Raw genomic sequence first — 18,379 nt, 5'->3', positions numbered from 1 at the left:
CCGCCCTGCCGGGGCCGGTCGCCCCGCCGCCGGCACCCGTGCCCGCTCCCCCGCCCGCTGCCGCGCCGGTGCCCGCCGCGCCGCTGGTCGGCGGCTTCAGCCCGGTGCGCCGCGGTGCCCCGGAACTGGGCCCTGTGGTCAAGGCCGCGGTGGCCCATCTTACCCCGGCGCGCCACGCCCGCGCCCGGCTGCTCATGGCCGAGCGCCAGGTGGTGGCGGGCAGCCATTACCGGCTGCTGCTGAAGCTGCGCGACGGGTCGGTCTGGCGGGTCATGGTCTGGCAGCGGCTCGACCGCAGCCTGCAGATCACCGAGGCGGTGCGCACCCTGTCCTGAGCCCCTTCAGACCTTCACCGAACGCAATCCGGCCCGGCCCGCCACAGAGGGCGGACCGGGCCGGAAGAGGCTGGAGGCCGTGGCGCGCGCGGCGGGCTACGGGACCACCGCGCGCGCCCGCGGAGCTCAGCGCATCGCGATCTTGGTGCGCTCGACCTCGGCGAGGCTGAAGGCCACCGGATTGCCGTTGAAGGTGCCGCGGACCAGCCGCTGGCCGACGATGAGGCGGAAGCTGCGGCCGTCGCTGGCCGAACCCGAGATCACCCGCTGTCCCTTGCTGCTGGTGCGCTCGACGTAGGTGTAGGTCGTCCCGGCGTGCTGGAACTGGCCGGTGGCTTCGGCCTGGGCCATGGTGGCGGCGCCGAAAGCGAATGTTGCGACTGCGAAGGTCTTGGCGGCGAAAGTCATCTTGGTCATGGCATTGATCCCTGTTTTGGAGATGAATGCCCCGGGCATCCGTATGTTGTGCCCCCACTTTGCCTTTGTTGCATTGCGGCGCAATTGAATTGTGCGGCGCAGCAATTGCGCTTCATGCAACTGGAGCCCAGTGGGCTTGCCTGTCCGGGCGCGGCGCCGCACAAGGCCGGGATGAGCGACCCCGACGATCTTGCCATCCGCCTGCGCCGCGCGACGTTCAACCGGGCCCTGGCCGGCGGCGACCTGGCCGCGATCGGCCCGCTGTTGGCGCGCGATGTGGTGCTGGTGACCGGCACCGACAGCGCCGTGCTGGCGGGGCGCAAGGCGCAGCTCCAGGCCTGGCAACGCGAATTCGCCGTGCCGCCCGCCGCGCGCCAGCGCTATGTGCGCACGCCGGCTACGATCACGCTGTCCGCCGCCGCGCCGGTCGCGCTGGAGCAGGGCGCCTGGACCTGTACCGTGGGCGAGGCCGTGACCGCAGCGGGGAGCTATGCCGCGAAGTGGCGCAAGGTGGACGCGGACTGGGTGATCGAGGCGGAGATCTTCGTCACCTTGGCCTAGGCCAGGCAGCGCCCGGGACTAGTCCGCGCCCGGATCCTCGGCGTTGTCCGCCACCGAGGCGGTGAGGATGTCGAAGTCGTGGCCATCCCATTGCGGTTCGGCATCGATCCGGGCGATGACCCGCTGCGCCGCGCGCGCCAGCGGGCCGGCATGGGGGTTGAGCGCGATCGGCCTCGCCGCGGCGCGGGCATCGGCCAGCCGGTGCCGCCGGACGAGCTCGGACACCAGCGTCATCCGCAGGCCGAGGTCAAACGGCGCCAGCCGCGAGGCCTTGAGCAGTCCGTTGAAGGCGAGCTCGGTGGGCGGCAGGTCCTGCCGCATGTAGCTGTAGTAGAAGTAGATCAGCGGCAGCGGATGGTCGGGCTCGCGCCGGTTGAGCTGGGCGAAGGTGACCCGCGCCTGGCGGTAGGCCGCGGCCCGGTCGGCCGCCTCCTCGGCCAGGCGGAACTGCGCCAGGCCCTTCTGGACATAGGCCTTGGCCAGCGTGGGGTCGCGCGCCAGCGCGGCATCCGCCGCGGCGATCGCCTCACGGTCGTTGCCGGCGTCGTGCTCGGCCTCGGCCAGCGCGGCCTGGACCCGCGGATCGTCGGGATGACGCGCGGCAACGGCGCGGGCCTCGACCAGCAGGGCCTTGGCCTGTTCGGCATCGACCCCGCGCTCGGACCGGATCCGCACCGGCAGAATGGCCGCTTCGCCCGCGGCGAGCCGGCGCAGGCTGACCGGTCCCGATGGCACGAGCGACGGCTTGAGGTCGAAGCTCATCATCCGGCGCTTGATCAGATAGCGGTCGAGATCGTGCTCGAGCACGGCAAGGTCGCCGAAGGCCTCCAGCGCGGCTTCTCGCGAACTGCGCCCCTTGGTCAGTCCCTGAAGATAGCGGTTCAGCTGGCCTTTGCGCTCGGGGTCGAAGGTCAGGTAGTGGAACAGCAGCCAGCTCTTTCCATAGAATGCGTCGTAGCGTCGGCTGGGCGTCTGCTTGGGCGGATCGAGCAGTTCGCTGACCGGCACGTCGCGGGCAAAGCCGGGGACGAGGAGTTCCGCGGCGCGATGCAGCGCCGGCCGGCCGATCACCACGCCGCCCGCGGACGGGAAGGTTGCCGCCGAGAAGAATTCGGCCGCGCCCTCGGCATACCAGCGGGGCATCGGAAAGTTGCTGCTGGTGAGCATGAAATGGTGGGTGTATTCGTGGAGCAGCGTGCTCATCGACTGGTCGAGGTCGCGCGAGTTGGTCCTGACCGTCGGCACGATCGCCAGCGATCCGCCCGCGCGCGGCAGGTAGAACCCCCCGAGAAACCGGTTGTTGCCGCCGTGCAGCTTGCGGACGTCTTGTTCGGACCGGACGACATAGACGGTGACCCGGTTGGATGGGCTCGGCGGCTCGGGGCTGGCGTTGGTGAGCATGGCGAGCGCGGCATGGTAGCGTTCGAGCTGCTCGGCAAAGCGGCGGATCTGGGCTTCGCTTTCGTCGGCATAGACCACGAAATGGGCGCTTGACGCCTCGGTCCATTCCGCCCGGGCCACCGTCGGCGCGAACGCCGCCGCCACCAGGGCCATCACCCGCGCGAACCGCATCGACCGTATCCGATCCGCGACCCGGGCCCACTATTGCGCCGCTGGCAACGCCTGACAAGATCCGGTGAGACCCCTAGGTTCCGGGTCAGCTCCCCCCAAACAGTGGCGATGCCGGGCCCTTGCCCCGCCCGGCGACGCGACGAGGCTGTCCCGTGGGTCGTCGAGCGGGGCAGTGGGCCGGCATCGCTTTCCCGCCAGGGAACCCCCTAGCGCTTGCGCACGAACTCCGCGCGCAACACCAGGCCCTTGATGCCGGGATAGCGGCAGTCGATCTCCTGCGCATCGCCGGTCAGGCGGATCGACTTGATCAGCGTGCCCTGCTTCAATGTCTGCCCGGCGCCCTTGACCACAAGATCCTTGATCAGGGTCACCTGGTCGCCATCGGCCAGCAGGTTGCCCACCGCGTCGCGCACCTCGATGGCCGCGCCGGCGGCCTGCCGGGCGGCCAGCGTGGCGGCGGGCAGCCACTCGCCGCTATCCTCGTCGTACACGTAGTCTTCGTCGTCCGCGGCCATGCTGTCCTCCGTCCCTGCAAGGCCGGCCCCTGCCAGCCCGCAGGCCGCTTGGCCAGCGCCGCGTCAGTCGGTGACGCTGTAGCCGCGGCCGACCGGGGCCTTGGGCCTGGCGGCGTTGAACACCGCCCCGGCCGCGACCCGGCTGCCGCGGATCACCAGGACCAGCGTGTCGCCGGCCTCGATCCGCACGTCATCACCGGGATGGAGGAAGCTCTGCGCCGGGCCGGTGCCCGCGGCGCGGTCGATCTGGACGATGAAGAAGCCGCCATTGCCGCGCCGCTCGGCCTCGGCCACGGTGGCGCCGGCCAGCGCCGAGTGCGGCGGTACGGTGACCGCCTCGAGTTCGAGCCCGAAATCGTTCAGCCCGCGCTTGAGCTCGCGCAGCTCGCTGCTCTCGCCGAGGAAACGTGCGGTGCGCGGATAGATGATCAGCTCGGCGATCCGCTCGGCACCGATGTGGGTGGGCAGCACCACCTTGTCGGCTCCGGCGTGGATCAGCTTGCCCTCGGTGCTCGGCGCCTCGCCGCGGGCGATGATCTCGAGCCGGGGGTTAAGATTGCGCGCCGACAGCGTGATGAACACGTTGGTGGCATCGTCGGGCAGGACCGTCGCCAGCACCCGCGCGCGTTCGATCCCGGCCTCCCGCAGCGATTGCTCGTCGGTGGCGTCGGCGCAGAGCGCCAGATAGCCGAGCGCGCGGATCTCCTCGCACTTGCCGGTGTCGCGCTCGACGATGATGAACGGCGTCCGCGCCGCCGCCAGCTCCTTGGCGAGCTGCAGCCCGATCCGGCCGAAGCCGCAGATGATGGCGTGGTCGGTCAGGCGTTCGATCTGGCTCTGCATGCGGTCGATCCCGAGAAAGCGCTTGAGCTGGTAATGGGCGAAGACCTGCACGAGTGCACCGGTCAGCACCAGCATGCCGGTGCAGCCGAGCACGATCGTGGCGATCGCCAGCCCGCGCAGGTAAAGGGTGTCGATCGGGCGGACTTCGCCATAGCCGACCGAGAAGATCGTCAGCGTGACCATGTAGGCCGCATCGCCGAGTGACCAGCCGGCGGCCATGAACCCCGCCGTCGCGGCGCAGAACACCACGATCATGTAAACTAGGGTGCGCCGCAGGTTCTGCAGCGGCGGGCCGATCACGCTGGACGCGGCCTGTTCGATCAACTGGTTGCGACGATCCGCCATGAAAACCCCCGACGCCAGAGTGACCGCGCCCGCGGGGGTTGTCCAGCCGCTGCAGCGCGGCGGACCGAAGGTGATTGACCGGCGGGGGAGAGGGCTGGGGCTGGTGCCGTCCCTGTTTCAGGTGAACCGAAACAGTCCCTAAAGCCGGCGGACCGCCTCGAGCGGCTCGTGGGTGGCCAGCGCGCGTTCGGTTGCCGGCGGGATCTCGCGGCAGAACTCGACCCCCATGTTCTCGTCCTCACGCCAGCGGACGTAACCGGTGATCGTGCCGATTCGGGTGAACTGCAGCGCCACGAAGTGGCCCGGACCGATTGCCGGATCGGCATGGCGCACGCAGCACCCGAACGAGGAGACATCGACCAGTGCGAGCCGGCCGGCGGGCTGGGCATAGACATCGAACCGGGCGACCCGGCTGCGCCGGCGCCGCTCGTCGGCCGATGTGGCGGCAAGGGCCGCGGGATCGGCCGTCGGGTCGCCGAACGGGTCGGCGCGCGAGACAAGACGGACAGGATGCGTCGACACCGATGGGTTCTCCTGCGGCCGGCCGGTTTACCGGGACGCAGGGAACCTACGCAGCGGAGAGCTAACGCGGCGTTAAACGCCGGCAACGGCCCGTCGCACCCCGGCCCGATGCGCCGGGCCGGGGTCGCCTGCTCGGGTCGGTCAGGCAGGCTCGGACACGGGGGCCCGCGCGGGCAGGGGCTTCGGTTCCGGCTGCAGGCCCAGCTCGAGCGCGGCGAGGAACTGGTCGGTGGCGCGCTCCCAGGTGAAGCGCGCGCCGTAGACCGCGGCGGCCGAGCGATCGAGCCGCAGCGCGCGGTGGATCGCGCTGGGCAGGCTGGGGTCCAGCGCGGCGATCGTCGCGGGCATGGCCCCATCGGCCCCGCGGCCATCGCGGCCGAGGATGTCGAGCGGGCCGGCAACCGGGAAGGCCGCCACCGGCAGCCCGCAGGCCAGCGCCTCGAGCACGACCAGCCCGAAGGTGTCGGTCAGGCTGGGAAAGACGAACACGTCGGCGCCGCGATAGGCGCTGGCAAGATCCTCGCCCGCCAGCGCGCCAAGGAACACCGCCGCGGGGAAGCGGCTGCGCAGGCTCTCCAGCGCCGGTCCATCGCCAACCACAACCTTGGTGCCGGGCACGTCCGCGGTGAGGAAGGCCTCGAGGTTCTTTTCCGGCGCAACCCGGCCGACATTGAGCAGGATCGGCCCACGGCCTTGCGCCTTCAGCGCGGCGAGCGCCGGGTGCGGCGGGCGATCGGGGCGGAAGGTCCAGCCATCGATCCCGCGGCCCCATAGCGCGGTGCGGGGCAGGCCGCGCGCCGCCAGCTCGGCGGCGAGTGTGGGGGTCGAGACCATGACGGCGCGGCTCGGGGCGTGGAAGCGGCGCAGCACCGGCCAGAACCATTCGGCGTCCATGCCCGTGCGCACCGCCAGGTAGTCCGGGAAGCGGGTGTGGAAGGCGCTGGTGAAGGGCACCCCGCGCGCGATGCACCAGCCGCGGGCGGACCAGCCGATCGGCCCTTCGGTGGCGATGTGGACGATGTCGGGGGCGAAGCCGTCGAGCAGCCGCCGCGCGGTGAACCGCGGCGCCAGCGCCAGGCGGATCTGGCTGTAGCCCGGCATCGGCAGCGTGGCGAAGCGCAGCGGGGTGATCAGCTCGACCTCGTGCCCGCGGCGGTCGAGCTCGGCGACCGTGGCAGCCAGGGTCCGGACCACCCCGTTGACCTGCGGGAACCAGGCATCCGAGGCGATCGCGATGCGCAGCGGACGGGACAGATCGGTCATGGCTCAGCCCTCCGCGCCGGCCAGGGCCGGGACCGGGAGCCGAGCGGCGGTCTCGGCCGCGGTGTCGCGGCCCGGGGTGGTGCCGGCGCTGTCGCGGGTGCGGATCTCGGCGGCCCAGTCGATGATGTGCATGGCCCCGTCGGCCTCCTCGACCAGCGCGGTACAGCTCTCCACCCAGTCGCCGTCGTTGTAATAGGTGACCGGGCCGATCTGGCGGATCTCGGCGCAGTGGATATGGCCGCAGACGATCCCGTCGGCGCCGCGGGCCATCGCCTCCTGGGCCACCGCGTCCTCGAAGTTGCAGACGAACTGGACCGCGTTCTTGACCCGCTTCTTGAGATAGCCGGACAGCGACCAGTAGGGCAGCTTGAACTGGCGGCGCACCCGGTTGACCACGATGTTGAGCCGCAGCATCAGCCCGTAGGCCTTGTCGCCGAGGAAGGCGAGCCACCTGGCATAGAGCACCACCCCGTCGAACGAATCGCCGTGCAGCACCAGCAGCTTGCGGCCGTCGGCGGTGATGTGCTCGGCCTCGAGCACCAGTTCGACCCCGCCGAAGGTGAGCCCGGCGAAATCGCGCAGCATCTCGTCATGGTTGCCTGCGACGAACACCACGCGGGTGCCGTTGTGCGCCATCTTGAGCACGCGGCGCACCACCTCGTTGTGGGCATCGGGCCAATACCAGCCCTTGCGCAGGCGCCAGCCGTCGACCACGTCGCCGACCAGGTAGAGCGTACGGCACTCGATCGAGCGGAGGAAATCGACCAGCATCTCGGCATTGCAGCCGCGGGTGCCGAGGTGGATGTCCGAGATCCACACCGTGCGGACCTTGCGCTTGGGGCGGAAGGCGCGGGGCTCGGGCAGGTTCAGCCATTGTGGCAGGCCGCCCGCCGCGCTTTCCGGCCCGGTGCCGGCGCGGGCGAGGAGATCTTCGACGGCTTCGGCAACGCGTGTGGCCATGATCCGGCTCCATGATCCGTTTCTGCGGTCATGGCAGCGCGAGGTTGCCGCGCGATGACGGAGCGGCGACAGTTGGGTTACAGCGCGAGGCGGCCGGTTCAGGCGCTTTCGCGGATGACCAGCTCGGGCGCCATGATGGTCGAGCCGGTCGCCTCGCCGGCGAGGCGGCGCAGCAGGTTGGCGACCAGCGTGCGCGCCCCTGCGGCGATGTCCTGGCGCACGGTGGTGAGTTGCGGCACGGTCTGGGTAGCCAGCGGCAGATCGTCGAAGCCGACGATCGCGATGTCCTCGGGCACCTTGCGGTGGCGCTCGTGGAGCAGGCGCACCGTGGCCATGGCGATCACGTCCGAGGCGGCGAAGATGCCGTCGATCGCTGGGTCCATGCGGTCGAGGTCCGCCGCGATCTGGCCGGGCATCTCCTGCTGCGACAGGTGCGTGGGATAGACCGCGAGGGTGGCGCCGCTGCCGCTTTCGGCCAGGGCGGCGCGCGCTCCGGCCAGCCGCTGTTCGATCTCTAGCCCGGTGGTATCGCCGAAGAAGGCGAGCCGGCGGCGCCCGCGCGACAGCAGGTGGCGCACGGCCAGCTGCCCGCCGACGAAGCTGTCGGTCCCGACCACGCAGTGCCGCTGGCCGGGGCGGGCGGTGCCCCAGACAACCAGCGGCGGATAGACCGCGGCGGTGCGCTCGATCGCGGCAAACTGGTCGGACTGGCCGATCATCACCACCCCGTCGAGCATCCCGGAATCGACGATCCGTTCGAGCCAGTCTTCCCCGTCGGCAGGGATCACCCGGCTCAGCATCAGGTCGTAGCCGACCTCGGTCAGCCCATCGGCAAGGTGGCCGAGCATGGTCATGAAGAAGGGATCGGAAATGTGCTGCTTCTTCTCGTGGCCGAGCGGGATGACCACGCCGATCACCCCGGTCTGGCCGGTGCGCAGGCGGCTGGCCATCTGGTTGGGGCGGAAGCCGTGCTCGCGGGCCAGGGCCTGGATCCGTTCGCGCGTGCGGCTGTTGACCAGCTCCTTGCCGGCCAGCGCGCGCGACACGGTTCCGGCCGAGACCCCCGCCAGCTTCGCCAGTTCCGAGATGTTGCGGATGCGGCGCGGTTTGGCTTCGGGCTCGGCTGTCATGCCCCGGTCTCCCCTTGGTGCGGTCTGGGTCGGCTGGTGTCGCCGGGTCGGCGCGGCCTCCGGAACCATCTAAGCGCCTGATTGCAGGCGGGCAATGCTTTGCGCAGCGCGATGCGCCGAAGGCGGCCGGCCGATGTTTCAACGTCTGGCGGCCCGGACCGTTCCGATCGCGGCGGGCTTGTCTCGTCCGGCCGGCGGTCCTAGCCAAGGCACATGAACCAGCCCGTCCCTTCCCAGGTCCCGGTATCCACCTTGGCGTCCACTCCTGCCATCGCCGCGGTCGAACCGTTCCATGCCATCGCGGTGAGCCGCGTCGCGCACGAGCTGGCCGAGGCAGGGCTCGACGTGATCCACATGGAGTTCGGCCAGCCGTCGACCAGCGCGCCGGCCGGAGCGATCGCCGAGGCGCACCGGGTGCTCGACACCGAGCCGATGGGCTACTGGGAGAGCAATCCGCTGAAGGAGCGGATCGCCGCCGACTATGCCGAGCGCTACGGCGTGACGGTGGACCGCGAGCAGGTGATCCTGACCTGCGGCGCCTCGCCCGCGCTGGTGCTGGCGCTATCGTGCCTGTTCGCCCCGGGTGCGCGGGTGGCGCTCGCCCGGCCTGGCTATGTGGCCTATCGCAACACCCTGCGCGCGCTCTACCTCGAGCCGGTCGAGTTGCCCTGCGGCGAGGCCGAGCGTTTCCAGCTGACCGCCGCGGCGCTGGCCGCGCTCGATCCCGCGCCCGACGGGGTGATCATCGCCAGCCCGGCCAATCCCACCGGCACGATCATCCCGCCTGACGAGCTGGCGGCCATCGTCGCCGTCTGCCGCGCACGCGGGATCCGCATCGTCTCGGACGAGATCTACCACGGGCTGAGCTATGTCGGCCCCGCCCGCTCGGTGCTGGAGCACGCCCCTGAAGCCTTCGTGGTGAACAGCTTTTCCAAGTACTTCAGCATGCCTGGCTGGCGGCTCGGCTGGCTGGTGGTGCCCCCGGCCAGCATCCCCGCCGCGCGGGCGCGGATGGGCAACCTGTTCCTCACCCCGCCGGTGATCGCCCAGCGGGCCGGGCTGGCGGCCTTCGCCTGCCGCCCCGAACTGGAGGACTATGTGGCGACCTATGCGCGCAACCGCGACCGCCTGCTGGCCGCGCTGCCCGCGCTGGGCCTGAGCCGGGTCGCGCCCCCGGACGGGGCGTTCTACCTCTATGCCGATATCGGCCACCTGACCGACGACAGCCTGGCCTTCTGCGAACGGCTGTTGCGGGACACCGGGGTCTGCACCGCGCCAGGGATCGATTTCGATCCGGTCGACGGCCACCGCTTCATGCGCTTCAGTTTCGCGGTCTCGACCGCGCTGGTCGAAGAGGCGATCGCCCGGATGATCCCGTGGTTCGCCCGCCAGCCCCGGCGGGAAGTGTAAAACATCCTCAGGTCTGCGGGATAGGGGTTCCCGTGGGCTGGCGTTCACCAGCGCTTCAGCGAATGTCGCGAAATGATACGGGCTCGCGCATCGCGGGTTTTCCCGTGATTGACCGGCCGGCGCCGTGCCGGAAGGACGGGGCCGAACAACAAAGGGATTCGCGCCGGTGATGAAGCGCAACACGATTGGAGCCCTGGGGCCGGGCCAGGCCGAGTGGACCGCGGTAGGCGTGCTGGAGGACTGGCGTGACCGCCTCGCCGATCTGGCGACGGCCTGCGCCGGGGCCTATGCCGACGAGGAGCACACCCACCTGCTAGCGCTGCACGCGCTGGTGGCAGCGGCGCCGCACCCGGTGCTGGTGACCGGACTGGCCGTGCCGGCCGAAATCCGCCTCCTGGGCCTGCTTGAGGCCGGCGGCGCAGCCTCGGCGGCGCTGGCGCTGATCGGACCGGAGTGCGGTTACTTGCTCTCGCGCGGGAGCAACGGGGATCATCTGGCCAGCGTGGTCCTGCCCGGCGCGTCGCAGGAGGTGTCGGCCTGCGGCGATACCGCCGCGCTGGCCTTGGTCGGGGCGCTGGCCCGGGCGCTGGCCGAACCGGTCATCGGCCGCCCCGCACAGGCCTGAGCCGAGCCCGGGACGGCGCCGGGCCGGCCCTGCGCGCCGGTTCAGCCTACCAGCGAAGCCTCGATCGCGATCCGGATCGCTTCCGACGTATGGGTTGCGCCCATCTTGTTGAGCATGTTGGCGCGGTGGATCTCGACCGTGCGCGGCGAGATGTTCAACTTCTCGCCGATCAGGCGGTTCGACAGGCCGCCAGCCACTCCCGCCAGCACTTCGCGCTCGCGCTTGGTCAGCCGCTCGACCCGGCTGCGGGCGACCGCCTCGCGCAGCTTGGCCCCGGCGACAGAGCGGGCGCGCTCCTCGGCCAGGTCCATGCTGTCGGTCAGCTGGCGTTCGTCGAACGGCCAGACCATGTAGTCCACCGCGCCGTGCAGCACGGCCTCGACGATGCGCCGCGGCGAAGGCTCGTCGGCGAAGGCGATGATCGGCAGCCAGTCTCCGGTCTGCCCCATGTGCTGAAGCAAATCGGCGATCGCGGTGCCGTTGTCATGCACGAGCAGCAGGCCGTCGCGGGGCCAGCGGCTGAACAACTCGGAGGTGTCCTCGAACGGCTCGACGTGCAGGCCGCTGCCTGACAGGCAATGCGAGATTGCGGCCCGGCGGCGGAAGTCACCATCGACGAGAAGGAGGTTGTTGCGTCTGGTCATGCCCCAAGCCTTACCGATTTGTGCGTAAGGGTTAAGCCGGAGACGGCTCCGCAATGGAGCAATATTCAATCCGTTTTGAACACAATTCGCCGAGTGGTATGATCCGCAAGCGCAATTTTCTCAGCAATCGCGCCACGTGAGACCTTACCGGAGTGGTATGGTCAGTTCGGCTTCGCGTTCACCACCAGCGCCGAGGCGATATCGACGAAGTCTGCCCGGACCCGGCTGATCTGCTCGGGATCGAAGGTCAGCACGCTGTCGAGCACCGCCTGACGCGCGGCCTGGTAGAACTGGCGCAGCGCCGCCGCAACCCCCTCGTTGCCGTTCACGCCCAGCTGCAGCGCGGTCAGCGCCGACAGCGCGCGGGTGATCGCCTTGCTCTTGGTGGCGTTGTCCCCACGTTCGTGCGCGAACAGGGCCGAGCCGAGCGCAGCGATCAGGTGCTCGTAGCACAGCCCGACCAGCTCCATCGGATCGCAGCCGGTCACCCGGGCGTCGAAGTCGACCCGGCGGTAGGCGTCCTGGGGATTGTGGCGGGCGAGCAGGGTCATGGGGCGGCGTCCTCAGGCTGGATCAGTTGTTGCTCGAGTTCCACGCGTCGATCTGGTTCTTGAGGAACGTCAGCGTCGAGGTGGAGGCCGAGACATTGGTCTGGGTCTTGGCAAAGCGGGTAACGAGCTGCTGGCGGAGCAGCTCCTGCTTGTCCGCGATGGCCGCGAGGTCGCTTGACAGCCGGGTCTTCAGCCCGGTGTAGCGGTTGACCGACGAGGTCAGCGAGAAGGCGTCGGTGCTGCGGTTCATCCGCCGGGCGAGCCCGTCGATCGTGCTGTAGACACCGTCGATGCCGTTGGTGAACATCGCGGCGACCCCGGTGGGATCGGCGCGCAGGGCGGCGGTCAGGCGGGCACCATCAAGCTGGAAGGTGCCGTCGCGCTGGATCGCCACGCCCAGGTCCGCCAGCGTACGCGGCGCGCCGGCCGGTGCATTCGGCATGATCACCTGGCCCGAAAGCTGGGACAGCGACCGCTTTAGGGCAAGTGCGCCGCCGTCGCGGGCCAGATCGCCGCTGAGTGGATCGGTGGCGGTGCGAACCTCGCTGGCGAGCTGGTTGAGCGCCGAGACGAAGTCGGTCATGACCTCGCTGATCGCGCTGGTGTTGTCGGCGAAGGTCAGCGTCGCCGGTGCCCCGGTGTTGGTCGCGGTGAGCGTCAGGTTGAGCCCCGGGATCACCTCGTTGACGGTGTTCGTGGGCGACGACATCGGCAGGCCATCGAGCCGGAAGCTGGCGTTCTGCGCCGTCGTGAGCAGGCGGTTGGTCGCCCCCATCGTCGGGTTCCAGGCGAACTGGGCGAGGCCGGGATCGGCCGGGTCCTCGGTCGCCTCGATGACGAAGCCGTTGACCGCGCCCTCGGCGCCCTTGACCATCAGCCGCGGGCCGTCGGTGGTATTGGCGACATAGGCCGAGACGCCGGCGCGCGCGCCGTTGATGGCCGAGGCGATATCGGCGATGTCGGCCCCGGCGGCGATCGTCAGATCGATCGCCGGGCGCGCGGTGTCCTCGGTGAAGCTGCTCCCGGCGACCGTGCCGAAGCGCAGCGTCAGCGTGCCCGAACCGACCGTGGCGGTGGTCGAGGCGACCGGCGGGCTGGCGAGCGACTGGGCCGCGGCGAGCTGGGTGACCTCGAGGGTGTAGCTGCCCCTGGGGGTGGCCGAACCCGACAGCCGCGGCGTGGCAACCGCTGCCGACAGCGACGGCTGCGGCGAGAGGTCGCCGCTGCGCACCCGGTCGCCGATCGAGGTGGCGAAGGTCTGCAGCATCGACCGGAGATTGCCGGCCACGCTGATCTGCTTGTCGAGCGTGTCGGTCCGGGTGGTCAGGCGGTCGGTCTGGCCGGCGAACTGGGCTGCGGCGAGGTTTGCCGCGAGGGTGTTCCAGTCGACCGAGTTGGCGCCGTTCAGCGACGTGAGGATCGCGCTGGACGCGGCGCTCCTGGTGGTGGCGGCGGAGGTGGTCGACATGCTGTTCAGAACGGTCCGGAACGACAGGAATTAATCCCGCGTCGCCAGCGCCACGACAAAACCACCGAGGCGTCGGCGACGCCGGTGGACAGGCCCGGCGGCATGCTCAGCGCGCCCCCGGATCGGGCCGGCCATCGGCGTCGAAGCGCAGCTCGAGCGGGACGTCGATGCGCGGCAGCGGGCGGGTCTCGCCCCGCTTCAGGGCCATGACAAAGCCGAGCACGCCAGCCACCGCGGCATAAAGCTCCTCGCGGATCACCTGGTTCTCGCGCGTGGTGAAGTAGACCGAGCGCGCGAGCGCGGGATACTCCAGCAGCGGGACCTCCAGTTCACGTGCCAGCTCGCGCATCGCCAGCGCCTTCTCGCCGCGGCCCTTGGCCAGCACGATCGGGGCCGAGGCGCGGTCGGGGTCGTAGACCATCGCCACCGAGAAATGGGTCGGGTTGGTCAGGACGAACTGCGCCTCGCGCATCACCTTCTGCATCGAGCCCATCGCCAGCTGGCGCTGGCGCTGACGGATTGCCGCCTTGCGCTCGGGGCTGCCCTCGCTTTCCTTGTGCTCGTCCTTGACCTCCTGCAGGCTCATCCGCAGTCGCAGGAAGCGGCGCACCCACTGGATCGGAAAGTCGATCCCGGCGATCAGCACCAGCCCCACGCTCAGCGCGAAAAGCAGCGACATCACCGCGTCCCAGGCGGCGACCAGCTGGCCCGAGAGCGGCGCGCGGGCGAGGTCGATCAGCCCGGCAAGGTGCTCGCGCGCCCAGTAGTAGGTGATCGCACCGAGCAGGATCGACTTGGCCAGGCTCTTGCCCAGCTCGACCAGGCCCTGGGTGCCGAACATCCGCTTGAGCCCGCTCAGCGGGTTGATCCGGCTGCCCTTGGGCATCAGGTTGCTGCCCAGCCAGCGGCCTTCGCCGAACCCAAGCTGCGAGGCGATCGAGGCGAAGCAGACCATCACCCCCAGCACCAGCACCGGCGGCGCCACCGCGATCAGGGCGTTGAGCATCAGCGCGCCCGGCGCGAAATCGACCACCTCGGCCCGGCCGAAGGTCAGCCCCCCGGCGAGCGTCCCGGAGAGCAGGCCGAACAGCCAGGGCCCGGCCAGCTTGAGCCAGGCCGCCCCGGCGAGCATGGCGACCGCGGTGGCCAGTTCGCGCGAGCGCAGGACATCGCCCTGCCGCGCGGCGTCGCGTTTGCGTTTCTCGGTTGGGGCTAGGGTCTTTTCCCCGGCGCTCTCGCTCATTGGAGCAGCACCCCTTCGGCCTGCCGCAGCGCCTGGGCAGAGAGATCGGCCATCATGTCACCGGTCAGCGGGGCCGAGACGATCAGCGCGGCCAGCCCGGCCAGCACGCCGGCCGGCAGACCCAGCGAGAACAGGTTGAGCGACGGTGCCGAGCGGCTCACCACCCCGGCGGCGAACTGCACCAGCAGCAGGATCAGCGTGACCGGCAGCGCGATCGCGACGGCGGTGATAAACATCTGGGTGGCGAAGCCGGCGATCAGGGCCAGCCGGTCGGGTCCCAGCCAGGTGTGGCCGGGGGGAAAGCTGGCATAGGACTTGATGATCAGGTCGATGAACAGCAGGTGCCCGCCGAGCCCGAGGAAGACCAGGGTGAGGATCACGCCGTAGTACTGGCCGAGCGCGGGCGATTGCGCCCCGGTCTGCGGATCGGCGGCGGCGGCGATCGACATGCCCATGCCCGCGCCGATCACCTCGGCCGCGATCGTCGGCGCGGCGAAGGACAGCTGCAGCACGAAGCCCAGCGCCAGCCCGACCAGCACCTCGCCGGCCACGGCCAGCATGCCGGGCAACGAGAACAGCGCGGCGGGGGCCTGGACCCCGGTCCAGTTGCACACGAGGATGCCGATCGCCCCGGTCACGATCACCCTGGCCTGCGGCGGCACCCCCGAGGCGCCGAAGAACGGGGCGGCGAACAGCGCCGCGCCGATCCGCGTCATCAGGAACAGCCAGCGCCAGAACTCGGTTTCGAGCGCCCCCAGGCCGAAGTTCAAGGCCAGCATCGCGCGGCGCTCAGACCTTGCCCAGGCGGGCGATCTCGCCGAAGATCTCCTGGGTGAAATCGCCGACGAGACCAAGCATCGAGGCGCCCATCACCACCAGCACCAGCGCGATCACGCCCAGTTTGGGGACGAAGGTGAGCGTCTGCTCGTTCACCGAGGTGGCGGCCTGGACGATGCCGATGACGATACCCACCGCGAGGCTGGCCAGCAGCACCGGGGCGGCCACCAGCGCCGTGATGTAGAGCATCCGGTCGGCCAGGGCGAGGAGCGAGGCGGTATCGTCCATCAGCCGAAACTCGCCGCAAGGCTGCCCATCAGCAGCGCCCAGCCATCGACCAGGACGAACAGCAGCAGCTTGAAGGGCAGCGAGACGATCGTCGGGCTCATCATCATCATGCCCAGGCTCATCAGCACCGAGGAGACCACGAGGTCGATCACCAGGAAGGGCAGGAACAGCATGAAGCCGATCTGGAAGGCGGTCTTCAGCTCGCTGGTGACGAAGGCCGGGAGCAGGATCGAGAAGGGCACGTCCTGGGTGCGGGCGAACTTGGGCGCCTTGGCCATGTCGGCGAACATCGCCAGGTCATGCTCGCGGGTCTGGCGGATCATGAAGGCGTGGAACTGCAGCCCGGCGGTGCTGATCGCCTGCTCGGCATTGATCTGCCCGGCGGCATAGGGCTGGATCGCCTGCTGGCTGACCTTGTCGAGCGTGGGCGCCATGATAAACAGGGAGAGGAACAGCGACAGCCCGATCAGCACCTGATTGGGCGGGCTCTGCTGCAGGCCGAGCGCCTGGCGCAGGATACCGAGCACCACCAGCACGCGGGTGAAGCTGGTCATCATCAGCACGAGGCTGGGCAGGATGGTCAGCAGCCCCATGATCAGGAGCAGCTGGAGCGACAGCGTCAACCCGCCGCCGGGGCCCCCGTTCATCGATTGAAAGGCACGGTCGAGCGCGCCGGGGATGGCCGAGGAGCCGGCGGCCTGGGCCTGGGCGTGGACCAGCGTCGGGGTGACCAGCAGCGCCAGGGCCGGGACGATCCGGGACATGCGCCTCATGCCGCGGGCTCCGCGGCCGAGGTGGCGGAAGGCGTGGCGGACGGGGTGGCGGACGGGTTGGGCAGGGCGCGTGCCGGGGCCTCGGCCAGCCGGGTCAGGCCATTGCGCGAGGCCGAGACAAGGATCTCGCGGCCGTGGAACTCGATCACCGCCAGCTTGAGCGTGGGCGAGAGCATGGTGGTCTCGATCACGCGTACCGCCTTGGTCTGGCCCGGCGCGGCGCCGAAGCGGCCCTGCATCTTTTGCAGCAGCTTGAGCGTGCCCCAGATCAGCCCGCCGATCAGCGGGAGCACGATGAACAGCTTGAGGACGTACCAGAGCATCAGGCGGCCTCGGCCCCCGAACCGCCCGCGAGCTCGACGATGCGCAGCCCGAAGCGACCGTTCTCGGCGACGATCTCGCCCTTGGCGATCAGCTTGCCGTTGACCATCACGTCGAGCAGCTCGTCGGTCAGCCGGTCAAGCATGACGACGCTTTCCTCGCCCAGCGAGAGCACGTCCTTCAGCTTCATTTCGGTGCGGCCGAGTTCGACCGTGACGCGCACGTCGACATCCTTGAGGAGATCGAAGCCGCGGGTGGGAAGGGTCATTGGGGTGTTCCTCGAGGTCAGCTGAAGGGCAGTCAGAAGGCGGAGCGGATCTGGAGCGCGACGCGGTCGTCGGCAGCGCCGACCGTGCCGGTGGCCACGGTCACGGCGCCGAGCCGCAGCGGGACCTGGCGCGCGACGGCGACGGGGACGACCATGCCGGGCTCGAGCCGGGCAACGGTCGCCATGGCCATGGCCATGTCGACCAGCACGGCCGAGAGCTGCATCGGCACATCGGCGAAGGGCTCGGCCAGCGGGTCGGCCATGGCGTGACGGACCGGCGCCGAGCGGCGCGGACTGGTCGAGAACAGCGCGCTGAGGGTGGGCAGCGGCAGGGCCAGCGAGATCTGCCAGGTGTCGCCGCCGGGCTCGGTCACGTCGAGCTCGAGCTGGGCGACGGTGGCGTCGCGGGCGAAGGGTTCGAGCAGCACGAGGTTGCCGTTGCGGCGCAGTGGCCGCAGCGCCTCGGGCTGGCCGGGGACGAGCACCGCGGCCAGCTCGCGCACCAGCATGGTCTCGAGCCGGACGATCATCAGCTCGGCCGAGACCGGGAACTCGGCGGGGAGCGGCGAGGGGGCCTCGCCGCGGCCGCCGAAGGTGCGGTCGACCATCCGCAGCACCGCCGCGGCGTCGAGCGAGGCCAGCAGCGGCAGGCTCTCGGCGCCGACCCCGATCAGGCTGTTGGCGGCCAGGTCCGGGGCGAACATGGCGATGTCCTCGAGCGTGGTGAGCTTGGCCGGCTTGGCCTTGACCGTCAGCGCCTTGCCGCCGGCCAGCGGTGCCAGTCCGGCCAGCAGCGGCCGCGTCAGGCGCTCGCCGGCGCGGGTCAGCAGCGGCAGCAGCTCTTCCGGGCCGGGCTCTGCGCGGAGCAGCTCGGGGCAGTGCTGGGCCACGGCGCGGGCGGCCACGGGCGGACGTTCAGGCTTCACCGGGGATCCCTCACTGGACCAGGAACGACTTGAAATAGACCTCGTCGACCCCGCCGAAGCCCTCTTCCTTGGTCAGGACCTGGTTGATCGCCTGGGTCAGGCGCTTCTGCAGCTTCTCCTTGCCGGCCAGCGAGCCGATGTCTTCCTCGGGGGTGTCGGCCAGCACGTTGAGCATGGCCGAGCGGATCGCCAGCTCGTGCTTCTTCAGCCACATCAGCACGCGCCCGTCGCGGCGGGTCGAGCAGGCGATCGCGACCTGGACCAGCGCATCCGACTCCTTGAGGTTCGAGGTGAACTCGTCGGAGAAGGTAAAGTAGCTGGTCTTGTACTCGCTGCCGCCCTCGCCCTCGACTTCGGCAGCGCCGCCTTCGCCTTCCTTCTCGCCCTCCTTCTTGGGCGCGTAGGGGTCCTCCTCGCCCTTGCGGACGAGCTTGGGGTTGTTGTCTTCCTTGACCTCCTTGTCGTGCCCGCCGCCGATCACGCCGGCCACGACGAGACCATAGACGCCGCCGCCACTCACCGCGATCAGCACGACCGGGATCAGCAGCTTCATCAGCATGCCGCCCTTCTTCTTCTTCTTGGGCTTTTCTTCCTTGTCAGAACTCATGGCTGGATCTCTCCG

Annotated in this window: 23 protein-coding genes; 4 read left to right on the top strand and 19 right to left on the bottom strand. The window is 70.1% G+C overall.

Translation table 11 applies throughout. The annotated features are described in order from the left end of the window. The coding region (locus tag H7F53_RS15265; protein ID WP_221773762.1) for a cystatin family protein at positions 1-335 on the top strand (335 nt) is incomplete at its 5' end. Between the two features lie 126 nt (positions 336-461). Here the strand turns inward: H7F53_RS15265 and H7F53_RS15260 are convergent. Further along, positions 462-752 carry a hypothetical protein gene (locus tag H7F53_RS15260; RefSeq protein ID WP_185680366.1) on the bottom strand — a complete coding sequence of 97 codons (291 nt, stop codon included), beginning with the start codon at positions 750-752 and terminating at the stop codon, positions 462-464. A gap of 171 nt (positions 753-923) precedes the next feature. On the opposite strand from H7F53_RS15260, the gene H7F53_RS15255 reads away from it, so the two are divergent. Then, complete coding sequence (locus tag H7F53_RS15255; protein WP_185680365.1) at positions 924-1,313, top strand: nuclear transport factor 2 family protein; 390 nt, start codon at positions 924-926, stop codon at positions 1,311-1,313. A gap of 18 nt (positions 1,314-1,331) precedes the next feature. Here H7F53_RS15255 and H7F53_RS15250 read toward each other — a convergent pair whose 3' ends face one another. From H7F53_RS15250 to H7F53_RS15220, 7 genes are all read right to left on the bottom strand, one after another. Next, entirely contained in the window at positions 1,332-2,885 is a 1,554-nt protein-coding gene (locus tag H7F53_RS15250; RefSeq protein ID WP_185680364.1) for a hypothetical protein, read from the bottom strand. A gap of 206 nt (positions 2,886-3,091) precedes the next feature. Continuing rightward, positions 3,092-3,400, bottom strand: coding sequence for an alkylphosphonate utilization protein (locus tag H7F53_RS15245; RefSeq protein ID WP_185680363.1), 309 nt, complete (start codon positions 3,398-3,400; stop codon positions 3,092-3,094). Positions 3,401-3,463: 63 nt separating this feature from the next. Next, on the bottom strand, positions 3,464-4,588 hold the full coding sequence (locus tag H7F53_RS15240; protein WP_185680362.1) for a potassium channel family protein: 1,125 nt from the start codon (positions 4,586-4,588) through the stop codon (positions 3,464-3,466). 138 nt (positions 4,589-4,726) lie between these two features. Then, entirely contained in the window at positions 4,727-5,110 is a 384-nt protein-coding gene (locus tag H7F53_RS17935; protein ID WP_185680361.1) for a PilZ domain-containing protein, read from the bottom strand. Between the two features lie 141 nt (positions 5,111-5,251). Further along, the gene (locus tag H7F53_RS15230; RefSeq protein ID WP_185680372.1) at positions 5,252-6,352 is read right to left on the bottom strand and encodes a glycosyltransferase family 4 protein; all 1,101 of its coding nucleotides are present in this window, start codon (positions 6,350-6,352) and stop codon (positions 5,252-5,254) included. A 24-nt stretch (positions 6,353-6,376) separates the two neighbouring features. Beyond that, on the bottom strand, positions 6,377-7,333 hold the full coding sequence (locus tag H7F53_RS15225; protein WP_185680360.1) for a UDP-2,3-diacylglucosamine diphosphatase: 957 nt from the start codon (positions 7,331-7,333) through the stop codon (positions 6,377-6,379). Between the two features lie 98 nt (positions 7,334-7,431). After that, positions 7,432-8,463: a LacI family DNA-binding transcriptional regulator gene (locus H7F53_RS15220; RefSeq protein WP_185680359.1), complete on the bottom strand. Its 1,032-nt coding sequence runs from the start codon at positions 8,461-8,463 to the stop codon at positions 7,432-7,434. A 213-nt stretch (positions 8,464-8,676) separates the two neighbouring features. On the opposite strand from H7F53_RS15220, the gene H7F53_RS15215 reads away from it, so the two are divergent. Beyond that, positions 8,677-9,873 carry an aminotransferase class I/II-fold pyridoxal phosphate-dependent enzyme gene (locus tag H7F53_RS15215; RefSeq protein WP_185680358.1) on the top strand — a complete coding sequence of 399 codons (1,197 nt, stop codon included), beginning with the start codon at positions 8,677-8,679 and terminating at the stop codon, positions 9,871-9,873. A 169-nt stretch (positions 9,874-10,042) separates the two neighbouring features. Then, entirely contained in the window at positions 10,043-10,498 is a 456-nt protein-coding gene (locus H7F53_RS15210) for a hypothetical protein (RefSeq protein ID WP_185680357.1), read from the top strand. Positions 10,499-10,539: 41 nt separating this feature from the next. Here H7F53_RS15210 and H7F53_RS15205 read toward each other — a convergent pair whose 3' ends face one another. The 11 genes from H7F53_RS15205 to H7F53_RS15155 all read right to left on the bottom strand — a co-directional run bounded on the left by H7F53_RS15205 (position 10,540) and on the right by H7F53_RS15155 (position 18,364). Then, positions 10,540-11,142: a response regulator transcription factor gene (locus tag H7F53_RS15205; RefSeq protein WP_185680356.1), complete on the bottom strand. Its 603-nt coding sequence runs from the start codon at positions 11,140-11,142 to the stop codon at positions 10,540-10,542. A 161-nt stretch (positions 11,143-11,303) separates the two neighbouring features. Further along, positions 11,304-11,693: a flagellar export chaperone FliS gene (locus tag H7F53_RS15200; RefSeq protein ID WP_246438932.1), complete on the bottom strand. Its 390-nt coding sequence runs from the start codon at positions 11,691-11,693 to the stop codon at positions 11,304-11,306. Between the two features lie 22 nt (positions 11,694-11,715). Beyond that, positions 11,716-13,161 (bottom strand): flagellar filament capping protein FliD, encoded by a 1,446-nt coding sequence (gene fliD, locus H7F53_RS15195; RefSeq protein ID WP_185680355.1) that lies wholly within the window; start codon positions 13,159-13,161, stop codon positions 11,716-11,718. A gap of 106 nt (positions 13,162-13,267) precedes the next feature. After that, positions 13,268-14,404, bottom strand: coding sequence for an EscU/YscU/HrcU family type III secretion system export apparatus switch protein (locus tag H7F53_RS15190; RefSeq protein ID WP_185680354.1), 1,137 nt, complete (start codon positions 14,402-14,404; stop codon positions 13,268-13,270). Beyond that, positions 14,401-15,183, bottom strand: coding sequence for a flagellar biosynthetic protein FliR (fliR, locus tag H7F53_RS15185; protein ID WP_185680353.1), 783 nt, complete (start codon positions 15,181-15,183; stop codon positions 14,401-14,403). The genes H7F53_RS15190 and fliR overlap by 4 nt, the downstream gene beginning before the upstream one ends. A 10-nt stretch (positions 15,184-15,193) precedes the next feature. Then, positions 15,194-15,469, bottom strand: a complete 276-nt coding sequence (locus H7F53_RS15180) for a flagellar biosynthetic protein FliQ (protein WP_185680352.1) — start codon at positions 15,467-15,469, stop codon at positions 15,194-15,196. Continuing rightward, complete coding sequence (gene fliP, locus H7F53_RS15175; protein ID WP_185680351.1) at positions 15,469-16,242, bottom strand: flagellar type III secretion system pore protein FliP; 774 nt, start codon at positions 16,240-16,242, stop codon at positions 15,469-15,471. The genes H7F53_RS15180 and fliP overlap by 1 nt, the downstream gene beginning before the upstream one ends. Then, positions 16,239-16,565 (bottom strand): flagellar biosynthetic protein FliO, encoded by a 327-nt coding sequence (locus H7F53_RS15170; RefSeq protein ID WP_185680350.1) that lies wholly within the window; start codon positions 16,563-16,565, stop codon positions 16,239-16,241. The genes fliP and H7F53_RS15170 overlap by 4 nt, the downstream gene beginning before the upstream one ends. Continuing rightward, positions 16,565-16,831: a flagellar motor switch protein FliN gene (gene fliN / locus H7F53_RS15165; protein ID WP_185680349.1), complete on the bottom strand. Its 267-nt coding sequence runs from the start codon at positions 16,829-16,831 to the stop codon at positions 16,565-16,567. The genes H7F53_RS15170 and fliN overlap by 1 nt, the downstream gene beginning before the upstream one ends. 32 nt (positions 16,832-16,863) lie before the next feature. Continuing rightward, entirely contained in the window at positions 16,864-17,757 is an 894-nt protein-coding gene (locus tag H7F53_RS17930; RefSeq protein WP_185680348.1) for a FliM/FliN family flagellar motor switch protein, read from the bottom strand. Positions 17,758-17,767: 10 nt separating this feature from the next. Continuing rightward, on the bottom strand, positions 17,768-18,364 hold the full coding sequence (locus H7F53_RS15155; RefSeq protein ID WP_185680347.1) for a flagellar basal body-associated FliL family protein: 597 nt from the start codon (positions 18,362-18,364) through the stop codon (positions 17,768-17,770). Positions 18,365-18,379: the final 15 nt, after the last annotated feature.

The organism is Novosphingobium piscinae, assembly GCF_014230355.1.
In the GTDB taxonomy this organism is placed as follows: Bacteria; Pseudomonadota; Alphaproteobacteria; order Sphingomonadales; family Sphingomonadaceae; genus Novosphingobium; species Novosphingobium piscinae.
Note: the sequence above shows the minus strand (reverse complement) of the source record. Positions and strands in the feature narration are given on the sequence as shown.